Genomic DNA, 16,235 nt, shown 5'->3' on the forward strand with positions numbered 1-16,235 from the left:
GCTGGCAACATGCTCGGGCCAGCGGACTGTGCAGGCTATTGGTCGCACCGCAAAAGTGGATCGAAAGGATTTTACAGTGTGTCAGGGACATGCTGACGCAACGCCCACTCCACATGCTCTCTAACCAACTCTGACGGATAATCCCGTCGCGCCTTCAATGCTTCCAGTACCGGAATCGTTGAAGGCGCATTGCCCAATCCCACCGCCAGATTCCTCAACCAACGCTCATACCCGGCTCGCCGCAACGGCGAACCTTCAGTGCTACCTAAAAATTTCTCTTCGTCCCACAAAAACAGCTCAGCCAATTCGGCATTGTCGAGATTGTGCCGCGGCTTGAAATCGCTTTCCCCGGAAGGCTTGGCGAAACGGTTCCACGGGCAGACGATCTGGCAGTCATCACAACCGAACACGCGATTGCCGATCAACGGACGCAGGTCTTCAGGGATGGCGCTTTTCAGTTCGATGGTCAGATAGGAAATGCAGCGCCGCGCGTCCAGCACATACGGGCCGACGAAGGCATTGGTCGGGCAGATATCCAGGCATGCTGTGCAGCGCCCGCAATGTTCGCTGCTGTGTGGTTCATCCACCGGCAATGGCAGATCAACGAACAATTCGCTGAGAAAGAAGTAACTGCCAGCCTTGCGATTCAGCACCAGAGTGTTTTTGCCGATCCAGCCCAGCCCGGCCTGTTCAGCGATGGCTTTTTCCAGTACCGGGGCGCTGTCGACAAACGCGCGAAAACCGAACGGGCCGATCTGCGCCTGAATCTTGTCGGCCAATTGCTGCACACGTTTACGGATCAATTTGTGGTAATCGCGGCCCAAGGCATAACGCGACACGTAGGCTTTTTCCGGTTGCGCGAGCATTTGCGCCATTTGCGTATCGCCCGGCAAGTAGTCCATGCGCAGCGAAACCACGCGCAAGGTGCCCGGCACCAGCTCTTCGGGGTGCGAGCGTTTGCTGCCATGGGCGCCCATGTAATCCATTTCGCCGTGGTAGCCGGCCTTGAGCCAGCGTGCGAGGTGCTGCTCATGCTCGGCCAGGTCCAGACCGCTGATGCCGACTTGCTGAAAGCCCAGCTCGCGGCCCCAATCCTTGATTGATTGGGCGAGGGCGGGCAGGTCTGTGGTGATAGCGGACATGAGACGAGAGAAACCGGAGCTGAGGTGCGTATAATTCTGCCAGACATCGGAGCCCGAAGACGCATGCCGCACACGAAAGATCAATTACCCGACGCGCTGTATGGTGCCGCGCAGGTGCGCGAGCTCGACGCACGGCTGATCGCCGCCGGTATGCCGGGCTTCGAATTGATGCAGCGCGCGGCGCATGCGACGTGGCGAGCGCTGGTGCGGCAATGGCCGTCGGCGACTGAACTGACGGTGCTGGCCGGGCATGGCAACAATGCCGGTGACGGTTATCTGGTCGCGACCATGGCGCAACGAGCCGGTTGGCAGGTGCGGGTGTTGGCAGTCGGCGATCCGCAGCGTTTGCAGAGCGATGCCGCACTGGCCCATGCCGAAGCGCTGAATGAAGGTGTCGCGGTGCAGGCCTGGCAGGCTGAAAGTGAATTGCGCGGGATCATTCTCGATGCCTTGCTCGGTACTGGGTTGAGCGGTGAAGTTCGCGAGCCTTACGTGTCGGCGATCAAAGCAATCAACACCCGCGGTTTGCCGGTAACCGCCGTCGATATCCCTTCAGGTCTAAGCGCCGACTCCGGGCATGTTCTGGGCGCCGCTGTGCAGGCTGATCTTACGGTGACCTTTATCGGGCTGAAAATCGGCCTGTTTACCGGGGACGCGGCGGATCATGTCGGCCAATTGGTATTTAACGATTTGCAGGCCAGCGCCGACATTTATCGTGACATTCCTGTCATCGCCCAACGGCTCAACACGGCTAATCTTCCAAGGTTGGCGGCGCGAGCCCCGACTTCGCACAAGGGCCGTTTCGGCCATGTGTTGCTGATCGGCGGCGATCACGGGTTTGGCGGGGCGATTTTGCTCAGCACGGAAACGGCCCTGCGCAGTGGCGCGGGTATGGTTTCGCTGGCGACCCGTCCTGAACACGTCCCGGCGGCGCTGACGCGAGTGCCGGAAGCCATGGCGCTCGGAACCTCGTCGGCCAATCAGTTGATGAGTTTGCTGGAGAAAGTTTCTGTACTGGTGGTTGGTCCGGGGTTGGGACAGGCTAGCTGGGGGCGGGCGCTGTTGTCAGCTGCCGCGAATGCCGCGCTGCCGCAAGTCTGGGACGCCGACGCATTGAACCTGCTGGCGAGCGGTTTCGTTGAGTTGCCCAAGGATTGCGTGATCACCCCGCATCCGGGCGAAGCCGCACGTCTGCTGGGAATCAGCACCGCTGAAGTGCAAGCGGATCGTCCGGCGGCGGCGCTGGCATTGAGCAAAAAATATACAGCGGTTGTGGTGTTGAAAGGCGCTGGCAGCCTGATCGCGCATCCCGATGGACGTCTGGCGTTGTGTCATCAGGGCCATCCGGCCATGGCCACCGCCGGACTCGGCGATGTGCTGGCCGGTTTGACCGGTGCATTGCTGGCGCAAGGCATGGACGGCTTCGATGCCGCGTGTCTGGCGGTCTGGCTGCACGCCAATGCCGGTCTGCAACAAGGAAAATTCGGCCGTGGGCTGGCGGCCAGTGATCTGATTCCAGCCATTCGTCAGTTGTTGGAGGAGCAAGCACCGTGTCTGAAGTAACCCTGTACCTGGCCGATGAACAGGCCATGAGCGACTTTGGCGCACGGATCGCCCGCGTGACCCAGGGCCATGGCCTGATTTTTCTCGAAGGCAACCTGGGGATGGGCAAAACCACGCTCTCACGGGGCATCATTCGCGGCTTGGGTCATGTCGGCGCGGTAAAAAGTCCGACCTTCACTTTGGTCGAACCTTACGAAATCGGTGACATCCGCGCTTTCCACTTCGATCTGTATCGACTGGTCGATCCGGAAGAACTGGAGTTTCTCGGCATCCGCGACTACTTCGAAGACGACGCGATGTGCCTGATCGAATGGCCCGATAAAGGTGCAGGCTTTTTGCCAAAGCCTGACCTGACCATTACCATTAGCCCGCAAGACAGCGGGCGTTCGCTGAAAATTTTATCCCAGGGCTCGCGTGGCGAGGCCTGGTGTGCCGCTTTGGCATTGGAATCCAATTAAATGATGGGGTTAGGTATGCGCTTTCGCGCGTTGGTGGCTGCCGCTGGACTGTTGTTGATGGCAGTAACCGTCAACGCTGTGGCCGATTCGAAGGTCAACAGCGTGCGCCTGTGGCGGGCGCCGGACAACACGCGACTGGTCTTCGACCTGAGCGGCCCGGTCCAGCACAGCGTCTTCACCCTGACCTCACCGGACCGGCTGGTGATCGACATCAACGGCGCCACCCTCGGTGCGCCGCTGAATGTACAGACCGCGAACACGCCGATCACCGCGATGCGCTCGGCCCAGCGCACGCCGACCGACCTGCGCGTGGTCATCGATCTGAAGAAAGCCGTCACCCCGAAAAGCTTCTCGCTGGCGCCAAACGCGCAGTACGGCAACCGTCTGGTGGTCGATCTGTTCGACAACCCGGCCGACGCCGCACCGCCGCCTGCGCCAACGCCGCAGGTGGCCACCGTGCCAGCGGTGCCAGTAACCCCGACCGAGCCTGCGATCAAGTTGCCGCCAGCCCCGGCCGGCAAGCGCGACATTATTGTGGTGATCGACGCCGGCCATGGTGGCGAAGACCCGGGTGCATCCGGCTCGCGTGGCCAGCGTGAGAAAGACGTGGTACTGCAGATCGCCCGTGAACTGCAGCGTCAGGTCAACGGCATGAAAGGCTTCCGTGCCGAGTTGACCCGTACCGGCGACTATTTCATCCCGTTGCGCGGCCGTACCGAAATCGCCCGCAAGAAGGGCGCCGACCTGTTCGTCTCGATTCATGCCGACGCTGCGCCATCCGCTGCAGCCTTCGGCGCCTCGGTGTTTGCCCTGTCTGATCGCGGCGCTACTTCCGAAACTGCTCGTTGGCTGGCCGACAGTGAAAACCGTTCCGACTTGATCGGTGGTGCCGGCAACGTCAGCCTCGACGACAAGGACCGCATGCTCGCGGGCGTATTGCTCGACCTGTCGATGACCGCCTCGCTGACTTCCAGCCTCAACGTCGGCCAGAAAGTCCTGACCAACATCGGCCGCGTCACGCCGCTGCACAAACAGCGTGTGGAACAGGCCGGGTTCATGGTGCTGAAATCGCCGGACATCCCGTCGATCCTGGTCGAAACCGGGTTTATCTCCAACGCCAACGAAGCGAACAAGCTCTCGGCATCAAGCCACCAGCAAGCGCTGGCGCGTTCGATCAGCAGCGGCGTGCGTCAGTTCTTCCAGCAGAATCCGCCACCGGGCACCTACATCGCCTGGCTGCGTGATTCCGGCAAGATCGCCCAGGGCCCGCGTGATCACCGTGTTGGCCCGGGGGAAACGCTGGCGATGATCGGCGTGCGCTATCAGGTGTCGCCGGCCACGCTGCGCGCCGCCAACAACCTGAAAAGCGATGAGCTGAAAGTCGGTCAGCACTTGACCATTCCTGGCACCGAACTGGCGTCCAAAGAATGAACGAAGTGCTGAACGCTGCTGCTCGCATTGAACTGCTCAGCCCACGGCTGGCGAACCAGATCGCCGCCGGTGAGGTGGTTGAACGCCCGGCCTCGGTGATCAAGGAGCTGTTGGAAAACAGCCTCGATTCCGGCGCCAAACGCATTGATGTCGACGTCGAGCAGGGTGGCGTCAAGCTGCTGCGGGTTCGTGACGATGGCAGCGGAATTTCCGCCGACGACCTGCCGCTGGCCCTGGCACGTCACGCCACCAGCAAGATTCGCAATCTGGAAGACCTTGAGCAGGTGATGAGTCTCGGTTTCCGTGGTGAAGCGCTGGCGTCGATCAGCTCCGTGGCGCGCCTGACGCTGACCTCGCGTACTCGCGATGCCGATCAAGCCTGGCAGGTGGAAACCGAAGGCCGCGACATGGCGCCTCGGGTTCAGCCAGCAGCGCATCCGGTCGGCACCTCGGTGGAAGTGCGTGACCTGTTTTTCAACACCCCCGCGCGGCGCAAATTCCTCAAGACCGAAAAAACCGAATTCGATCACCTGCAAGAAGTGATCAAACGTCTGGCACTGGCGCGTTTCGACGTGGCATTCCATCTGCGCCACAACGGCAAGACCATCCTCAGCCTGCACGAGGCCCACGATGATGCGGCCCGCGCCCGCCGTGTGGCGGCAATCTGCGGCTCAGGTTTCCTTGAGCAGGCGCTGCCGATCGAGATCGAACGCAATGGCCTGCATTTGTGGGGCTGGGTTGGATTGCCGACGTTCAACCGCAGTCAGGCGGATTTGCAGTATTTCTTTGTGAATGGCCGGGCGGTGCGCGACAAACTGGTGGCCCACGCGGTGCGTCAGGCCTATCGCGACGTGCTGTTCAACGGTCGCCATCCGACGTTTGCATTGTTCTTCGAGGTTGATCCGGCGGCGGTCGACGTCAACGTGCACCCGACCAAACACGAAGTGCGCTTCCGTGACGGGCGCATGGTGCATGACTTCCTTTATGGCACGTTGCACCGCGCGTTAGGCGATGTGCGGCCGGAAGACCAGTTGGCCGGGTCAGTGACCACCGCCGTCGTCCGCCCAACCGGCCTTGACGCCGGTGAGTTCGGCCCACAGGGCGAAATGCGTCTGGCGGCCAATGCCCTGCTGGAGCAACCGCAGGCGCAACCGGCGTTCAATACGTCGTCCGGTGCCAGTGCTGGCGGTGCTTATCAGTATCAATACACGCCGCGCCCACAATCGGCGGTGCCGCCGGCTGCCGAGGCTCAAGCCGCGTATCGCGAGTTTTTTGCGCCGTTGCCTGAGGCCAATGCCAACGCATTGCCGGCCGGCCAGGAAGACATTCCGCCGCTCGGCTACGCACTGGCGCAGCTCAAGGGCATCTACATCCTGTCCGAGAACGCCCAGGGGCTGGTGCTGGTCGATATGCATGCCGCCCACGAGCGGATCATGTACGAACGCCTGAAAATCGCCATGGCCAGCGAAGGCCTCAGTGGGCAGCCGTTGTTGGTGCCGGAATCGCTGGCGGTCAGCCAGCGTGAAGCCGATTGCGCTGAGGAGCATGCGACGTGGTTCCAGCGTCTGGGCTTCGAGTTGCAGCGTCTGGGCCCGGAAACCCTGGCAATCCGCCAGATTCCGGCGTTGTTGAAGCAAGCTGAAGCCAACCGTCTGGTCGGCGACGTACTGTCGGACCTGATGGAATACGGCACCAGCGACCGGATTCAGGCGCACCTCAACGAATTGCTCGGCACCATGGCCTGTCACGGCGCGATTCGCGCCAACCGGCGCCTGGCTCTGCCGGAAATGAACGGCCTGCTGCGTGACATGGAAAACACCGAGCGCAGCGGTCAATGCAACCATGGCCGACCGACCTGGACCCAATTGGGTCTGGACGATCTGGACAAACTGTTCTTGCGCGGTCGTTGATGAGTCAGCTCCCTCCAGCGATTTTCCTGATGGGCCCGACCGCTGCGGGCAAGACCGATCTGGCCATCGAACTGACCAAGGTGCTGCCGTGCGAGTTGATCAGTGTCGATTCGGCGCTGGTCTATCGCGGCATGGACATCGGCACGGCCAAGCCTTCGAAAGAATTGCTGGCCGAATTTCCGCACCGTCTGATCGATATTCTTGATCCTGCCGAAGCCTATTCAGCTGCAGATTTCCGTCGCGATGCCCTGCAAGCCATGGCCGAGATCACCGCACGCGGAAAAATTCCGCTGCTGGTCGGTGGCACGATGCTCTATTACAAGGCTCTGGTCGAAGGCCTGGCAGACATGCCCGCCGCCGACCCCGAAGTCCGCGCGCAGATCGAAGAAGAGGCTGCACGCCTTGGCTGGCAAGCCTTGCACGACCAATTGGCGGTCATCGACCCGGTGTCAGCGGCGCGGATTCACCCGAACGATCCGCAGCGCCTGAGTCGCGCGCTGGAAGTTTATCGGGTCAGTGGTCAGAGCATGACCGAGTTGCGCTTGCAACAATCTGCGCAAAGTACTGAAGCAGCCGCTTCGGGACTGCAACAATTGCCCTATACTGTCGCGAACTTGGCCATTGCCCCGGCAAATCGTCAGGTATTGCACGAGCGCATTAAACAAAGATTCACAAATATGTTGGAACAGGGGTTCATCGACGAGGTCGTAGCCCTGCGTAAAAGAAGTGACCTGCATTCGGGGTTGCCGTCTATACGTGCGGTAGGCTACCGCCAAGTCTGGGACTACCTGGATGGCAAGCTGACATTGGCCGAAATGCAGGAGCGCGGCATCATCGCCACGCGCCAATTGGCCAAACGCCAGTTCACCTGGCTGCGCAGCTGGGAAGATATACACTGGCTGGACAGTCTTGATTGCGACAATCTGCCACGCGCCTTGAAATACCTTGGGACCATCTCCATATTGAGCTGAGTCCTTGCAATTGCCGTCTATCCTTGGGGGTGTGACGGCCAAAGCCATCTGAATTACCTATTTTTATTATTGAATCCTTAAAGGAGTGCGGCACATGTCAAAAGGGCATTCGCTACAAGACCCTTACTTGAATACTTTACGTAAAGAGAAAGTTGGGGTTTCCATCTACCTGGTCAACGGTATCAAACTGCAAGGCACGATCGAGTCGTTCGACCAGTTCGTGATCCTGCTGAAAAACACCGTGAGCCAGATGGTTTACAAACACGCTATCTCGACAGTAGTGCCGGTTCGTCCAATTCGTCTGCCTAGCGCAACCGAATCCGAAGCAGGTGACGCTGAGCCAGGTAACGCCTGATAGGAGTCTCCTTTGTTCTTTGAGCGCCACGGTGGTGGTGAACGAGTCATCCTCGTTCACTTGGATGGACAGGACCCTGAGGCGCGCGAAGATCCGCAGGAGTTTCAGGAATTGGCTAATTCGGCCGGCGCCGAGACCGTTGCGTTTTTTAACGTGCCGCGTCATCGGCCAACCGCCAAATACCTGATCGGCAGCGGCAAGGTCGAGGAACTGCGCGACCTGGTCAAGGCTGAAGAAGCCGATCTGGTGATTTTCAATCACATCCTCACGCCCAGTCAGGAACGTAACCTCGAACGTGTTTTCGAGTGTCGCGTGATCGACCGTACCGGCCTGATTCTCGATATTTTCGCCCAGCGCGCCCGTACCCATGAAGGCAAGCTCCAGGTCGAACTGGCCCAGCTTGACCACATGAGCACGCGGCTGGTTCGCGGCTGGACTCACCTTGAGCGTCAGGGTGGCGGTATCGGCATGCGCGGTCCGGGTGAAACCCAGCTGGAAACCGACCGCCGTTTGCTGCGGGTCCGCCTGCGCCAGATCAAGGGCCGGCTGGAGAAGGTGCGCAGCCAGCGCGAGCAATCGCGACGCGGTCGCTCCCGTGCGGACATTCCTACCGTGTCTCTGGTGGGCTACACCAACGCCGGCAAGTCCACACTCTTCAACAACGTGACGAAATCCGACGTCTACGCGGCCGACCAATTGTTCGCCACGCTGGACCCGACCCTGCGTCGTCTGGAACTGGACGACCTGGGGCCGATTGTCCTGGCGGACACGGTGGGCTTCATTCGTCACCTGCCGCACAAGCTGGTCGAGGCATTTCGGTCTACCCTCGAAGAGTCGAGCAATTCCGATCTGCTGCTGCACGTGATCGATGCGGCCGAACCGGATCGCATGTTGCAGATCGAGCAGGTGATGGTGGTGCTGGGCGAGATTGGTGCCCAGGACTTGCCGATCCTCGAGGTCTATAACAAACTCGATTTGCTTGAAGGCGTTGAGCCACAAATCCAGCGCGACGAAAACGGCAAGCCCCAGCGGGTCTGGCTTTCGGCGCGTGACGGTAGTGGTCTGGAATTGCTTGAGCAAGCCATCGCCGAATTACTTGGCAGTGATTTGTTTATCGGTACCTTGCGCTTGCCGCAACGATTCGCCCGACTGCGTGCGCAGTTTTTCGAACTCGGTGCGGTGCAGAAAGAAGAGCATGACGAAGAAGGCATCAGTCTGCTGGCCGTTCGTTTGCCCCGTGTCGAGTTGAATCGACTGGTAAGCCGCGAAGGATTGCAGCCGATGGAATTCATCGAGCAACACACTTTGCAATAAAAGCCTGACAAAGCGGTTGTGCCGCAAAGGCAGGCATTCTGTAGCATTGGTCGGCGCGCCGTGGGTGCGTCTTTGCTTTATCAGATGGAGAGCGCTATGGCTTGGAATGAGCCGGGTGGCAACTCGAATAATCAGGATCCTTGGGGTGGCAAGCGCCGCAATAACGGCGACCGCAAGGGGCCACCGGATCTCGACGAGGCCTTCCGAAAGCTGCAGGAAAGCCTGAACGGGTTGTTCGGTGGTGGTAAGAAACGTGGTGATGACGGCGGTGGTTCGGGCAAGAGCAGTGGCGGCTTCGGCGGTCTGCTCGGCATCGGCCTCGTTGTGCTGGCGGCTGTCTGGCTGTACAGCGCGGTCTATGTGGTGGACGAGCAGGAGCAGGCCGTGGTGCTGCGTTTCGGCAAGTACTACGAGACTGTCGGCCCGGGCCTGAACATCTACTTCCCGCCGATCGACAAGAAGTACATGGAAAACGTCACGCGTGAGCGTGCCTACACCAAGCAGGGCCAGATGCTGACCGAAGACGAGAATATCGTCGAAGTGCCGCTGACCGTGCAGTACAAGATCAGCAATCTGCAGGACTTCGTGCTGAACGTTGATCAGCCGGAAATCAGCCTGCAGCACGCGACCGACAGCGCCCTGCGCCACGTGGTGGGTTCGACCGCCATGGACCAGGTGCTGACCGAAGGTCGTGAACTGATGGCCAGCGAAATCAAGGAGCGTCTGCAACGCTTCCTCGATACCTATCGCACCGGTATCACCGTCACTCAGGTCAACGTACAGAGCGCAGCGGCACCGCGTGAAGTGCAGGAAGCCTTTGACGACGTGATCCGCGCCCGTGAAGACGAGCAGCGTTCGCGCAACCAGGCTGAAACCTACGCCAACGGCGTCGTGCCGGAAGCCCGTGGTCAGGCCCAGCGCATACTCGAAGATGCTAACGGTTACCGTGACGAAACGGTCTCGCGCGCCAAGGGTGAAGCAGATCGCTTTACCAAACTGGTTGCCGAGTACCGCAAGGCACCTGAGGTTACCCGCCAGCGTCTGTACCTGGACACCATGCAGGAAGTCTTCAGCAACACCAGCAAGGTACTCGTGACCGGCAACAAAAACGGCCAGAGCAACCTGCTTTACCTGCCGTTGGACAAAATGATTCAGAACAGTTCAGGCAGCAATGCACCGGTCACCGGTTCGGCTGCCGCCAGCAACAACACGGACGTCACGCCGCATGTCACTGACCTGCCGCAGTCGCGCACAAGGGAGACCCGCTGATGAGCAATAAATCGCTGATCGCCCTGATCGTTGGCGTCGTTGTCGTGCTGGTGGGCTGGAACTGCTTCTACATCGTCGCTCAGACCGAGCGTGCGGTGCTGCTGCAATTCGGTCGTGTGGTTCAGGCCGATGTTCAGCCGGGTCTGCATGTGAAAGTGCCTTACGTTAACCAGGTGCGTAAATTCGACGCACGTCTGATGACGCTCGATGCACCGACGCAGCGCTTCCTGACCCTGGAAAAGAAAGCCGTGATGGTCGATGCCTACGCCAAGTGGCGAGTGAAAGATGCCGAGCGCTTCTACACCGCGACTTCCGGTCTGAAGCAAATCGCCGACGAGCGTCTGTCCCGTCGTCTGGAATCCGGTCTGCGTGACCAGTTCGGTAAGCGCACCCTGCACGAAGTGGTGTCGGGTGAGCGTGACGCACTGATGGCTGACATCACTGCTTCGCTGAACAAGATGGCGGAAAAAGAGCTGGGTATCGAAGTGGTCGATGTCCGGGTCAAGACCATCGACCTGCCGAAAGAAGTGAACCGCAGCGTGTTCGAACGTATGAGCACCGAGCGTGAGCGTGAAGCTCGCGAGCACCGCGCCAAGGGTAACGAGCTGGCGGAAGGCATCCGTGCTGACGCCGATCGTCAACGCCGCGTGCTGCTGGCTGAAGCCTATCGTGAATCCGAAGAGGTTCGCGGTGACGGTGATGCCCAGGCCGCTGCGATCTACTCCAAGGCATACGGTCAGGATCAGGAGTTCTACAGTTTCTACCGTAGCCTGCGTGCCTACCGTGAAAGCTTCGCGAACAAATCCGACGTATTGGTCCTCGACCCAAGCAGCGACTTTTTCCACTACCTGGAAAAGGCCAAGCCTTGATACGCCGTTGACCTGAATCATTCCGCCCGGCGGCTAAAACCTCGGGCGGGGTGATCCTTTGGGAAAACGTGTGTATGATGCGGCAGCCGGGAAATTCCCGGCTTTTTTGCGTCTGCACGTTTGATTGCTGTTTTTTGTTGCAGGCATCGGGTTGAATGGCCCGAGAGTATTTCGAGGAAAGTGATGGGCGAAGCCGGTAACAGGCCTTTCGCCGCGTCGTTCATGCGCGTGCGTTTTGAACGGATTGGTCATTTTCTGCTTCACTCAAGGCTCGCCCGCAGGCTGGCCGCCCGGATCAAAGGGGAATGGCGTAATGGCAACGGTAGACCGCTGGCTGCTGCCAGATGGCATCGAAGAAGTACTGCCACCGGAAGCGGCGCGCATTGAAGTCGCGCGTCGTCAGGTGTTGGATCTGTTCCAGAGCTGGGGTTACGAGTTTGTCGTGACTCCCCATATCGAGTACCTGGAATCCCTGCTGACCGGCGCGGGCCAGGACCTGGATCTGCGTACCTTCAAGGTCATCGACCCGCAGTCGGGCCGGCAGATGGGTTTCCGTGCCGACATCACGCCGCAAGTGGCGCGCATCGATGCGCACACTCTGCGTCGCGAAGGCCCGAGCCGTCTGTGCTACGCCGGCAGTGTGCTGCATGCTCAGCCGCGTGCACTGTCGTCCTCGCGCAGCCCGATCCAGTTGGGCGCCGAGTTGTACGGCGACGCCAGCCCGAGCAGCGACGTTGAAGTGATCAGCCTGATGCTGGCCATGCTGCAACTGGCCGACGTGCCGGATGTGCACATGGATCTTGGTCATGTCGGCATCTACCGTGGTCTGGCGCGTGCCGCCGGTCTGTCGGGTGAAGTCGAGCAGCAGTTGTTCGACGCGCTGCAACGCAAAGCCATCGACGAGGTCATTACCTTGACCGAAGGCCTGCCGGCCGATTTGTCCGGCATGCTGCGTGCGCTGGTTGATCTGTGCGGCGGCCGTGAAGTGCTGAGCGCTGCCCGTGAGCGTCTGGCCAATGCGCCGGCGCCGGTTCTGGCGGCACTGGAAGATTTGCTGGCGATCGCCGAGCGTCTGTCGGCGCGCTTCCCGGAGCTGCCGCTGTATTTCGATCTGGGCGAGTTGCGTGGCTACCACTACCACACCGGTGTGGTGTTCGCGGTATTCGTGCCGGGTGTTGGCCAGTCCATCGCTCAGGGCGGTCGTTACGACGACATCGGCGCGGATTTTGGTCGCGCACGTCCGGCAACTGGCTTTTCCACCGATTTGAAAACCCTGGTGACCCTGGGGCGTGCTGAGATCGAGCTACCGTCTGGCGGTATCTGGATGCCTGACAGTACGGATGCGGCACTCTGGCAGCAGGTTTGCCAGTTGCGCAGTGAGGGTCAGCGTGTCGTTCAGGCGTTGCCTGGACAACCTTTGGCCGCCGCCCGTGATGCGGACTGCGACCGGCAATTGATTCAGCAGAACGGGCTTTGGCAAGTATCGCCACTGGCTTCTTGAGTTTTCCTGCCGGCCATCGCCGGCACCAAGTTTGCGCGAATGAGGACAAGTGTTATGGGTAAGAATGTCGTAGTCCTGGGCACCCAATGGGGTGATGAGGGCAAAGGCAAGATCGTTGATCTGCTGACCGAACATGCTGCCGCCGTAGTGCGCTACCAAGGTGGCCACAACGCTGGCCACACACTGGTGATCGACGGCGAAAAAACCGTCCTGCACCTGATTCCGTCGGGCGTGCTGCGCGAAGGCGTGCAGTGCCTGATCGGCAACGGCGTGGTGGTTGCACCTGACGCCCTGCTGCGCGAGATCACCAAGCTGGAAGAGAAAGGCGTACCGGTGCGCGAGCGTCTGCGTATCAGCCCGTCTTGCCCGCTGATCCTGTCCTTCCACGTGGCGCTGGACCAGGCCCGTGAAAAGGCCCGTGGCGAGCTGAAGATCGGTACCACCGGTCGCGGCATCGGCCCGGCGTACGAAGACAAGGTTGCTCGTCGTGGCCTGCGTGTTGGCGACCTGCTGAACATGCCGCGCTTCGAAGACAAGCTGCGTGAGCTGGTGGATTACCACAACTTCATGCTGGTCGGTTACTACAAAGAGCCGGCCATCGAGTTCGAAAAGACCCTGGCCGAGTGCAAGGAATACGCTGAGCTGCTGAAGCCGCTGATGCTCGACGTGACGGCTGAGCTGCACGACCTGCGTCGCGCCGGCAAAGACATCATGTTTGAAGGCGCCCAAGGTTCGTTGCTCGACATCGACCACGGTACCTACCCGTACGTGACCAGCTCCAACACCACCGCCGGTGGCGTGGCCACCGGTTCCGGCGTTGGCCCGATGTTCCTGGACTACATCCTGGGCATCACCAAGGCTTACACCACTCGCGTAGGTTCGGGTCCATTCCCGACTGAGCTGTTCGACGACGTCGGCGCACACCTGGCCAAACAAGGTCACGAGTTCGGCGCGACCACCGGCCGTGCCCGTCGTTGCGGCTGGTTCGACGCCGTTATCCTGCGTCGCGCTATCGATGTGAACAGCATCTCGGGCATCTGCCTGACCAAGCTGGACGTTCTCGACGGCCTGGAAACCATCAACATCTGCGTCGGCTACAAAGATGCGGACGGCAATGCTGTTGCCCCGACCGACGCTGACAGCTACGTAGGCCTGCAGCCTGTGTACGAAGAAGTGCCAGGCTGGACCGAATCGACCGTGGGTGCGAAAACCCTGGAAGAGCTGCCAGCTAACGCTCGTGCCTACATCAAACGCGTTGAAGAGTTGATCGGCGCGCCGATCGACATTATTTCGACGGGCCCGGATCGCAACGAAACCATCGTTCTGCGTCATCCGTTTGCTTGATAAGTCGTTGATGTAAAAACACAAAGGCCCCTTCATCGGGGCCTTTGTCGTTTATGCCTGTTGGACGGCATGACCTTTGCTGTGAATCTGTCTACAAGAGTGCCATCAAATTAATGGCGTCAGAAGTAGAGGGATTCACAGTGTCGGCCGTTCTCTCACTGTTACAAAGCCGTTTGTTGCGGCCCGTGTTCGTTACCCTTGGTATCGCCCTTTTGGTGCAGGTGTTGGTGGCCGTTGCCCTGACGCGGAGCACCGTCACCGCGCTGGAAGCTGATTTGGCGGTGCGCCTCGGCGCCGACAGCCAGAAACTCTCCGGCGAACTTGAGCAGGCGGGACGTGAAGTCACGTCGAGCCTCGATGCGTTGTCTGCCAGCACTCGTCAGCGCCTGACTGCCGGTCTGTCTTCGCGGCTGAAAGACGAGCAGGCGCAGTTGCGGGCGACGCTGGAAAAGGATCTGAAGGATTCGGCCAACGACATGGCGCAGTTGCTCGCCTCGGTGGCGCCGCGCGCCATGTGGGACAGCGACGTGCCGACCCTGTCCGAGTTCGCCCGCCGGGCCCAGCGCAATCCCAATGTGCTGTTCGTGGTCTACGACGACGCCACTGGCCAGCACCTGACCCGTTATCTCAACCGCGAAAACCCGATCAACAAGGCCTTGCTGGAAAAAGGCCAGGGCGAGCGTGCGCTGGATAAAGTGCTGGATGCGGCCAAGAACGATCCGTCGGTTTATTACCTTGAAGCCTCGATCAATCCCAACGGCGTGGAAATCGGCAAGGTGCTGATGGGGGTGTCCACAGCCTCGGTGGAGACCGATCTGGCGGCACTGGACAAGCGCTTCTCGGCGTTGATCGCCAGCAGTGATCAGTTGGTCGGCGACAGTCTCAAGGGCGCCGCAGGGGACAGTGCCAAAGCCATGCAGTCGCGCCTGCAATCGGCGCAGTCCACCGCAACCGAGATGAAATCCAATACCGCCAATACCGTTCAGGAAGCAGCAGCAACCTTGCGCTGGCGCATTGGCCTGGGCCTGGCGCTGGTCGGTTGTGGTGTGCTGTTGTTGCTGGCGGTAGTGTTGGGCCATCGCGTGGTCAATCGCCTGAAGATGCTCAACGCAGCGATGGATGACCTGGCGGCGGGCGAGGGCGATCTGACCAAGCGTGTGCAGATCAACAGCAAAGACGAAATCGGCGACATGGCCTCGGCGGTCAATCGCTTTGTGGATAAGTTGCAGCCGATCGTGCGTGAGGCGGGCGACGTTGCGCAGCGTACCGGCGTCGAGATTGGCGCGATGACCCTGCGCAATGCCGGTGCAGATGCGGCGGCCGGCATGCAGCGTGATGAGGTGGCGGAAAGCCTGCGAGCGCTGTCGCAAATGGCTGATGAGGCGCAGTCGGAAAGCCATGCAATGCAGGCTGCGTTGAAGCAGGTGGTGGATATTCGTCAGGCCACCGACGAAAACACCCGCACCTCCGCCAAGGTCGGCAGTCTGATCGAAGCGCTGGCGGGGCAGGTCGACACCGGGGCGAAAGTCATCGAGCGGCTGGCGCAGCAGAGCGAACAGATTGAAGTGGTGCTGACGGTGATTCACGGGATTGCCGAGCAGACCAATCTGCTGGCGTTGAACGCTGCGATTGAAGCGGCGCGTGCTGGCGAGACTGGGCGTGGTTTTGCCGTTGTTGCCGACGAAGTGCGTGCGTTGGCGAGCAAGACACAAAGCTCTACCGGCGATATTCAGGCGCACATCGTCGCGTTGCAGCAGGGCGCGCGTGAGGCGGTCGAGGCGATCGGCCAGGCCGGGCGTCAGGCCAGCGAAGGGTTGCTGGTGTTGCGCGACAGCGCGCGCTTGCAGCAGTCAGTGCAGGCGTCGGTCGAGCAAGTGCATGCGGCGATTGGCCTGGCGACGCAAGCGGCGGCGCATCAGGCGCAAGGTGCGCAGGCGGTGCGCGGGCGAGTCGAAACGATTCATGCCCAGGCCGAGAAAGCGGCGCAGGCGGTGGTGGAGACCACGGCCAGTGGCAAGGTGCTGGATGGTTTGGCGGCGCAGCTGAAGGCGAGTCTGGGGCAGTTCAGGGCTTGAGGTCATCTGGGCGGGCCGCTTCGCGAGCAGGCT

13 protein-coding genes are annotated in these 16,235 nt (G+C 60.5%); 12 read left to right on the forward strand and 1 reads right to left on the reverse strand.

Annotation, left to right across the window (positions count from 1 at the left end; translation table 11 throughout):
* Positions 1 to 71: 71 nt before the first annotated feature.
* Entirely contained in the window at positions 72 to 1,142 is a 1,071-nt protein-coding gene (queG, locus tag PspS49_RS02670) for a tRNA epoxyqueuosine(34) reductase QueG (RefSeq protein WP_150750084.1), read from the reverse strand.
* Between the two features lie 63 nt (positions 1,143 to 1,205).
* On the opposite strand from queG, the gene PspS49_RS02675 reads away from it, so the two are divergent.
* The 12 genes from PspS49_RS02675 (at position 1,206) to PspS49_RS02730 (ending at position 16,202) form a co-directional block, all read left to right on the forward strand.
* Positions 1,206 to 2,705 carry an NAD(P)H-hydrate dehydratase gene (locus PspS49_RS02675; RefSeq protein WP_160038012.1) on the forward strand — a complete coding sequence of 500 codons (1,500 nt, stop codon included), beginning with the start codon at positions 1,206 to 1,208 and terminating at the stop codon, positions 2,703 to 2,705.
* Positions 2,693 to 3,163, forward strand: a complete 471-nt coding sequence (tsaE, locus tag PspS49_RS02680) for a tRNA (adenosine(37)-N6)-threonylcarbamoyltransferase complex ATPase subunit type 1 TsaE (RefSeq protein WP_007915806.1) — start codon at positions 2,693 to 2,695, stop codon at positions 3,161 to 3,163. Before PspS49_RS02675 ends, tsaE begins: the two co-directional genes overlap by 13 nt.
* The gene (locus PspS49_RS02685; protein WP_007915807.1) at positions 3,164 to 4,594 is read left to right on the forward strand and encodes an N-acetylmuramoyl-L-alanine amidase; all 1,431 of its coding nucleotides are present in this window, start codon (positions 3,164 to 3,166) and stop codon (positions 4,592 to 4,594) included.
* A gap of 8 nt (positions 4,595 to 4,602) precedes the next feature.
* Positions 4,603 to 6,504 carry a DNA mismatch repair endonuclease MutL gene (mutL, locus tag PspS49_RS02690; RefSeq protein ID WP_174245098.1) on the forward strand — a complete coding sequence of 634 codons (1,902 nt, stop codon included), beginning with the start codon at positions 4,603 to 4,605 and terminating at the stop codon, positions 6,502 to 6,504.
* Positions 6,504 to 7,475 carry a tRNA (adenosine(37)-N6)-dimethylallyltransferase MiaA gene (miaA, locus tag PspS49_RS02695; protein WP_127925612.1) on the forward strand — a complete coding sequence of 324 codons (972 nt, stop codon included), beginning with the start codon at positions 6,504 to 6,506 and terminating at the stop codon, positions 7,473 to 7,475. The genes mutL and miaA overlap by 1 nt, the downstream gene beginning before the upstream one ends.
* A 94-nt stretch (positions 7,476 to 7,569) precedes the next feature.
* On the forward strand, positions 7,570 to 7,830 hold the full coding sequence (gene hfq / locus PspS49_RS02700; RefSeq protein WP_007902656.1) for an RNA chaperone Hfq: 261 nt from the start codon (positions 7,570 to 7,572) through the stop codon (positions 7,828 to 7,830).
* 12 nt (positions 7,831 to 7,842) lie between these two features.
* Complete coding sequence (gene hflX, locus PspS49_RS02705) at positions 7,843 to 9,144, forward strand: ribosome rescue GTPase HflX (protein WP_007915827.1); 1,302 nt, start codon at positions 7,843 to 7,845, stop codon at positions 9,142 to 9,144.
* Positions 9,145 to 9,240: 96 nt separating this feature from the next.
* A complete protein-coding gene (gene hflK, locus PspS49_RS02710; RefSeq protein ID WP_007915828.1) occupies positions 9,241 to 10,413 on the forward strand; it encodes an FtsH protease activity modulator HflK in 1,173 nt (390 codons plus the stop codon).
* On the forward strand, positions 10,413 to 11,282 hold the full coding sequence (gene hflC / locus PspS49_RS02715; protein ID WP_007915830.1) for a protease modulator HflC: 870 nt from the start codon (positions 10,413 to 10,415) through the stop codon (positions 11,280 to 11,282). The genes hflK and hflC overlap by 1 nt, the downstream gene beginning before the upstream one ends.
* Before the next feature lie 313 nt (positions 11,283 to 11,595).
* Positions 11,596 to 12,783, forward strand: a complete 1,188-nt coding sequence (locus tag PspS49_RS02720) for an ATP phosphoribosyltransferase regulatory subunit (RefSeq protein ID WP_007915833.1) — start codon at positions 11,596 to 11,598, stop codon at positions 12,781 to 12,783.
* A 54-nt stretch (positions 12,784 to 12,837) separates the two neighbouring features.
* On the forward strand, positions 12,838 to 14,127 hold the full coding sequence (locus tag PspS49_RS02725) for an adenylosuccinate synthase (protein ID WP_127925613.1): 1,290 nt from the start codon (positions 12,838 to 12,840) through the stop codon (positions 14,125 to 14,127).
* A 140-nt stretch (positions 14,128 to 14,267) separates the two neighbouring features.
* Entirely contained in the window at positions 14,268 to 16,202 is a 1,935-nt protein-coding gene (locus PspS49_RS02730) for a methyl-accepting chemotaxis protein (RefSeq protein ID WP_150750081.1), read from the forward strand.
* Positions 16,203 to 16,235: the final 33 nt, after the last annotated feature.

It is taken from the genome of Pseudomonas sp. S49 (genome assembly GCF_009866785.1).
GTDB lineage: Bacteria > Pseudomonadota > Gammaproteobacteria > Pseudomonadales > Pseudomonadaceae > Aquipseudomonas.

Bases quoted from the DNA above. Each gene is read 5' to 3' on its own strand.
- queG (WP_150750084.1), bottom strand. From the start codon at position 1,142: ATGTCCGCTATCACCACAGACCTGCCCGCCCTCGCCCAATCAATCAAG.
- PspS49_RS02675 (WP_160038012.1), top strand. From the start codon at position 1,206: ATGCCGCACACGAAAGATCAATTACCCGACGCGCTGTATGGTGCCGCG.
- PspS49_RS02685 (WP_007915807.1), top strand. From the start codon at position 3,164: ATGATGGGGTTAGGTATGCGCTTTCGCGCGTTGGTGGCTGCCGCTGGA.
- miaA (WP_127925612.1), top strand. From the start codon at position 6,504: ATGAGTCAGCTCCCTCCAGCGATTTTCCTGATGGGCCCGACCGCTGCG.
- hfq (WP_007902656.1), top strand. From the start codon at position 7,570: ATGTCAAAAGGGCATTCGCTACAAGACCCTTACTTGAATACTTTACGT.
- hflK (WP_007915828.1), top strand. From the start codon at position 9,241: ATGGCTTGGAATGAGCCGGGTGGCAACTCGAATAATCAGGATCCTTGG.
- hflC (WP_007915830.1), top strand. From the start codon at position 10,413: ATGAGCAATAAATCGCTGATCGCCCTGATCGTTGGCGTCGTTGTCGTG.
- PspS49_RS02720 (WP_007915833.1), top strand. From the start codon at position 11,596: ATGGCAACGGTAGACCGCTGGCTGCTGCCAGATGGCATCGAAGAAGTA.
- PspS49_RS02725 (WP_127925613.1), top strand. From the start codon at position 12,838: ATGGGTAAGAATGTCGTAGTCCTGGGCACCCAATGGGGTGATGAGGGC.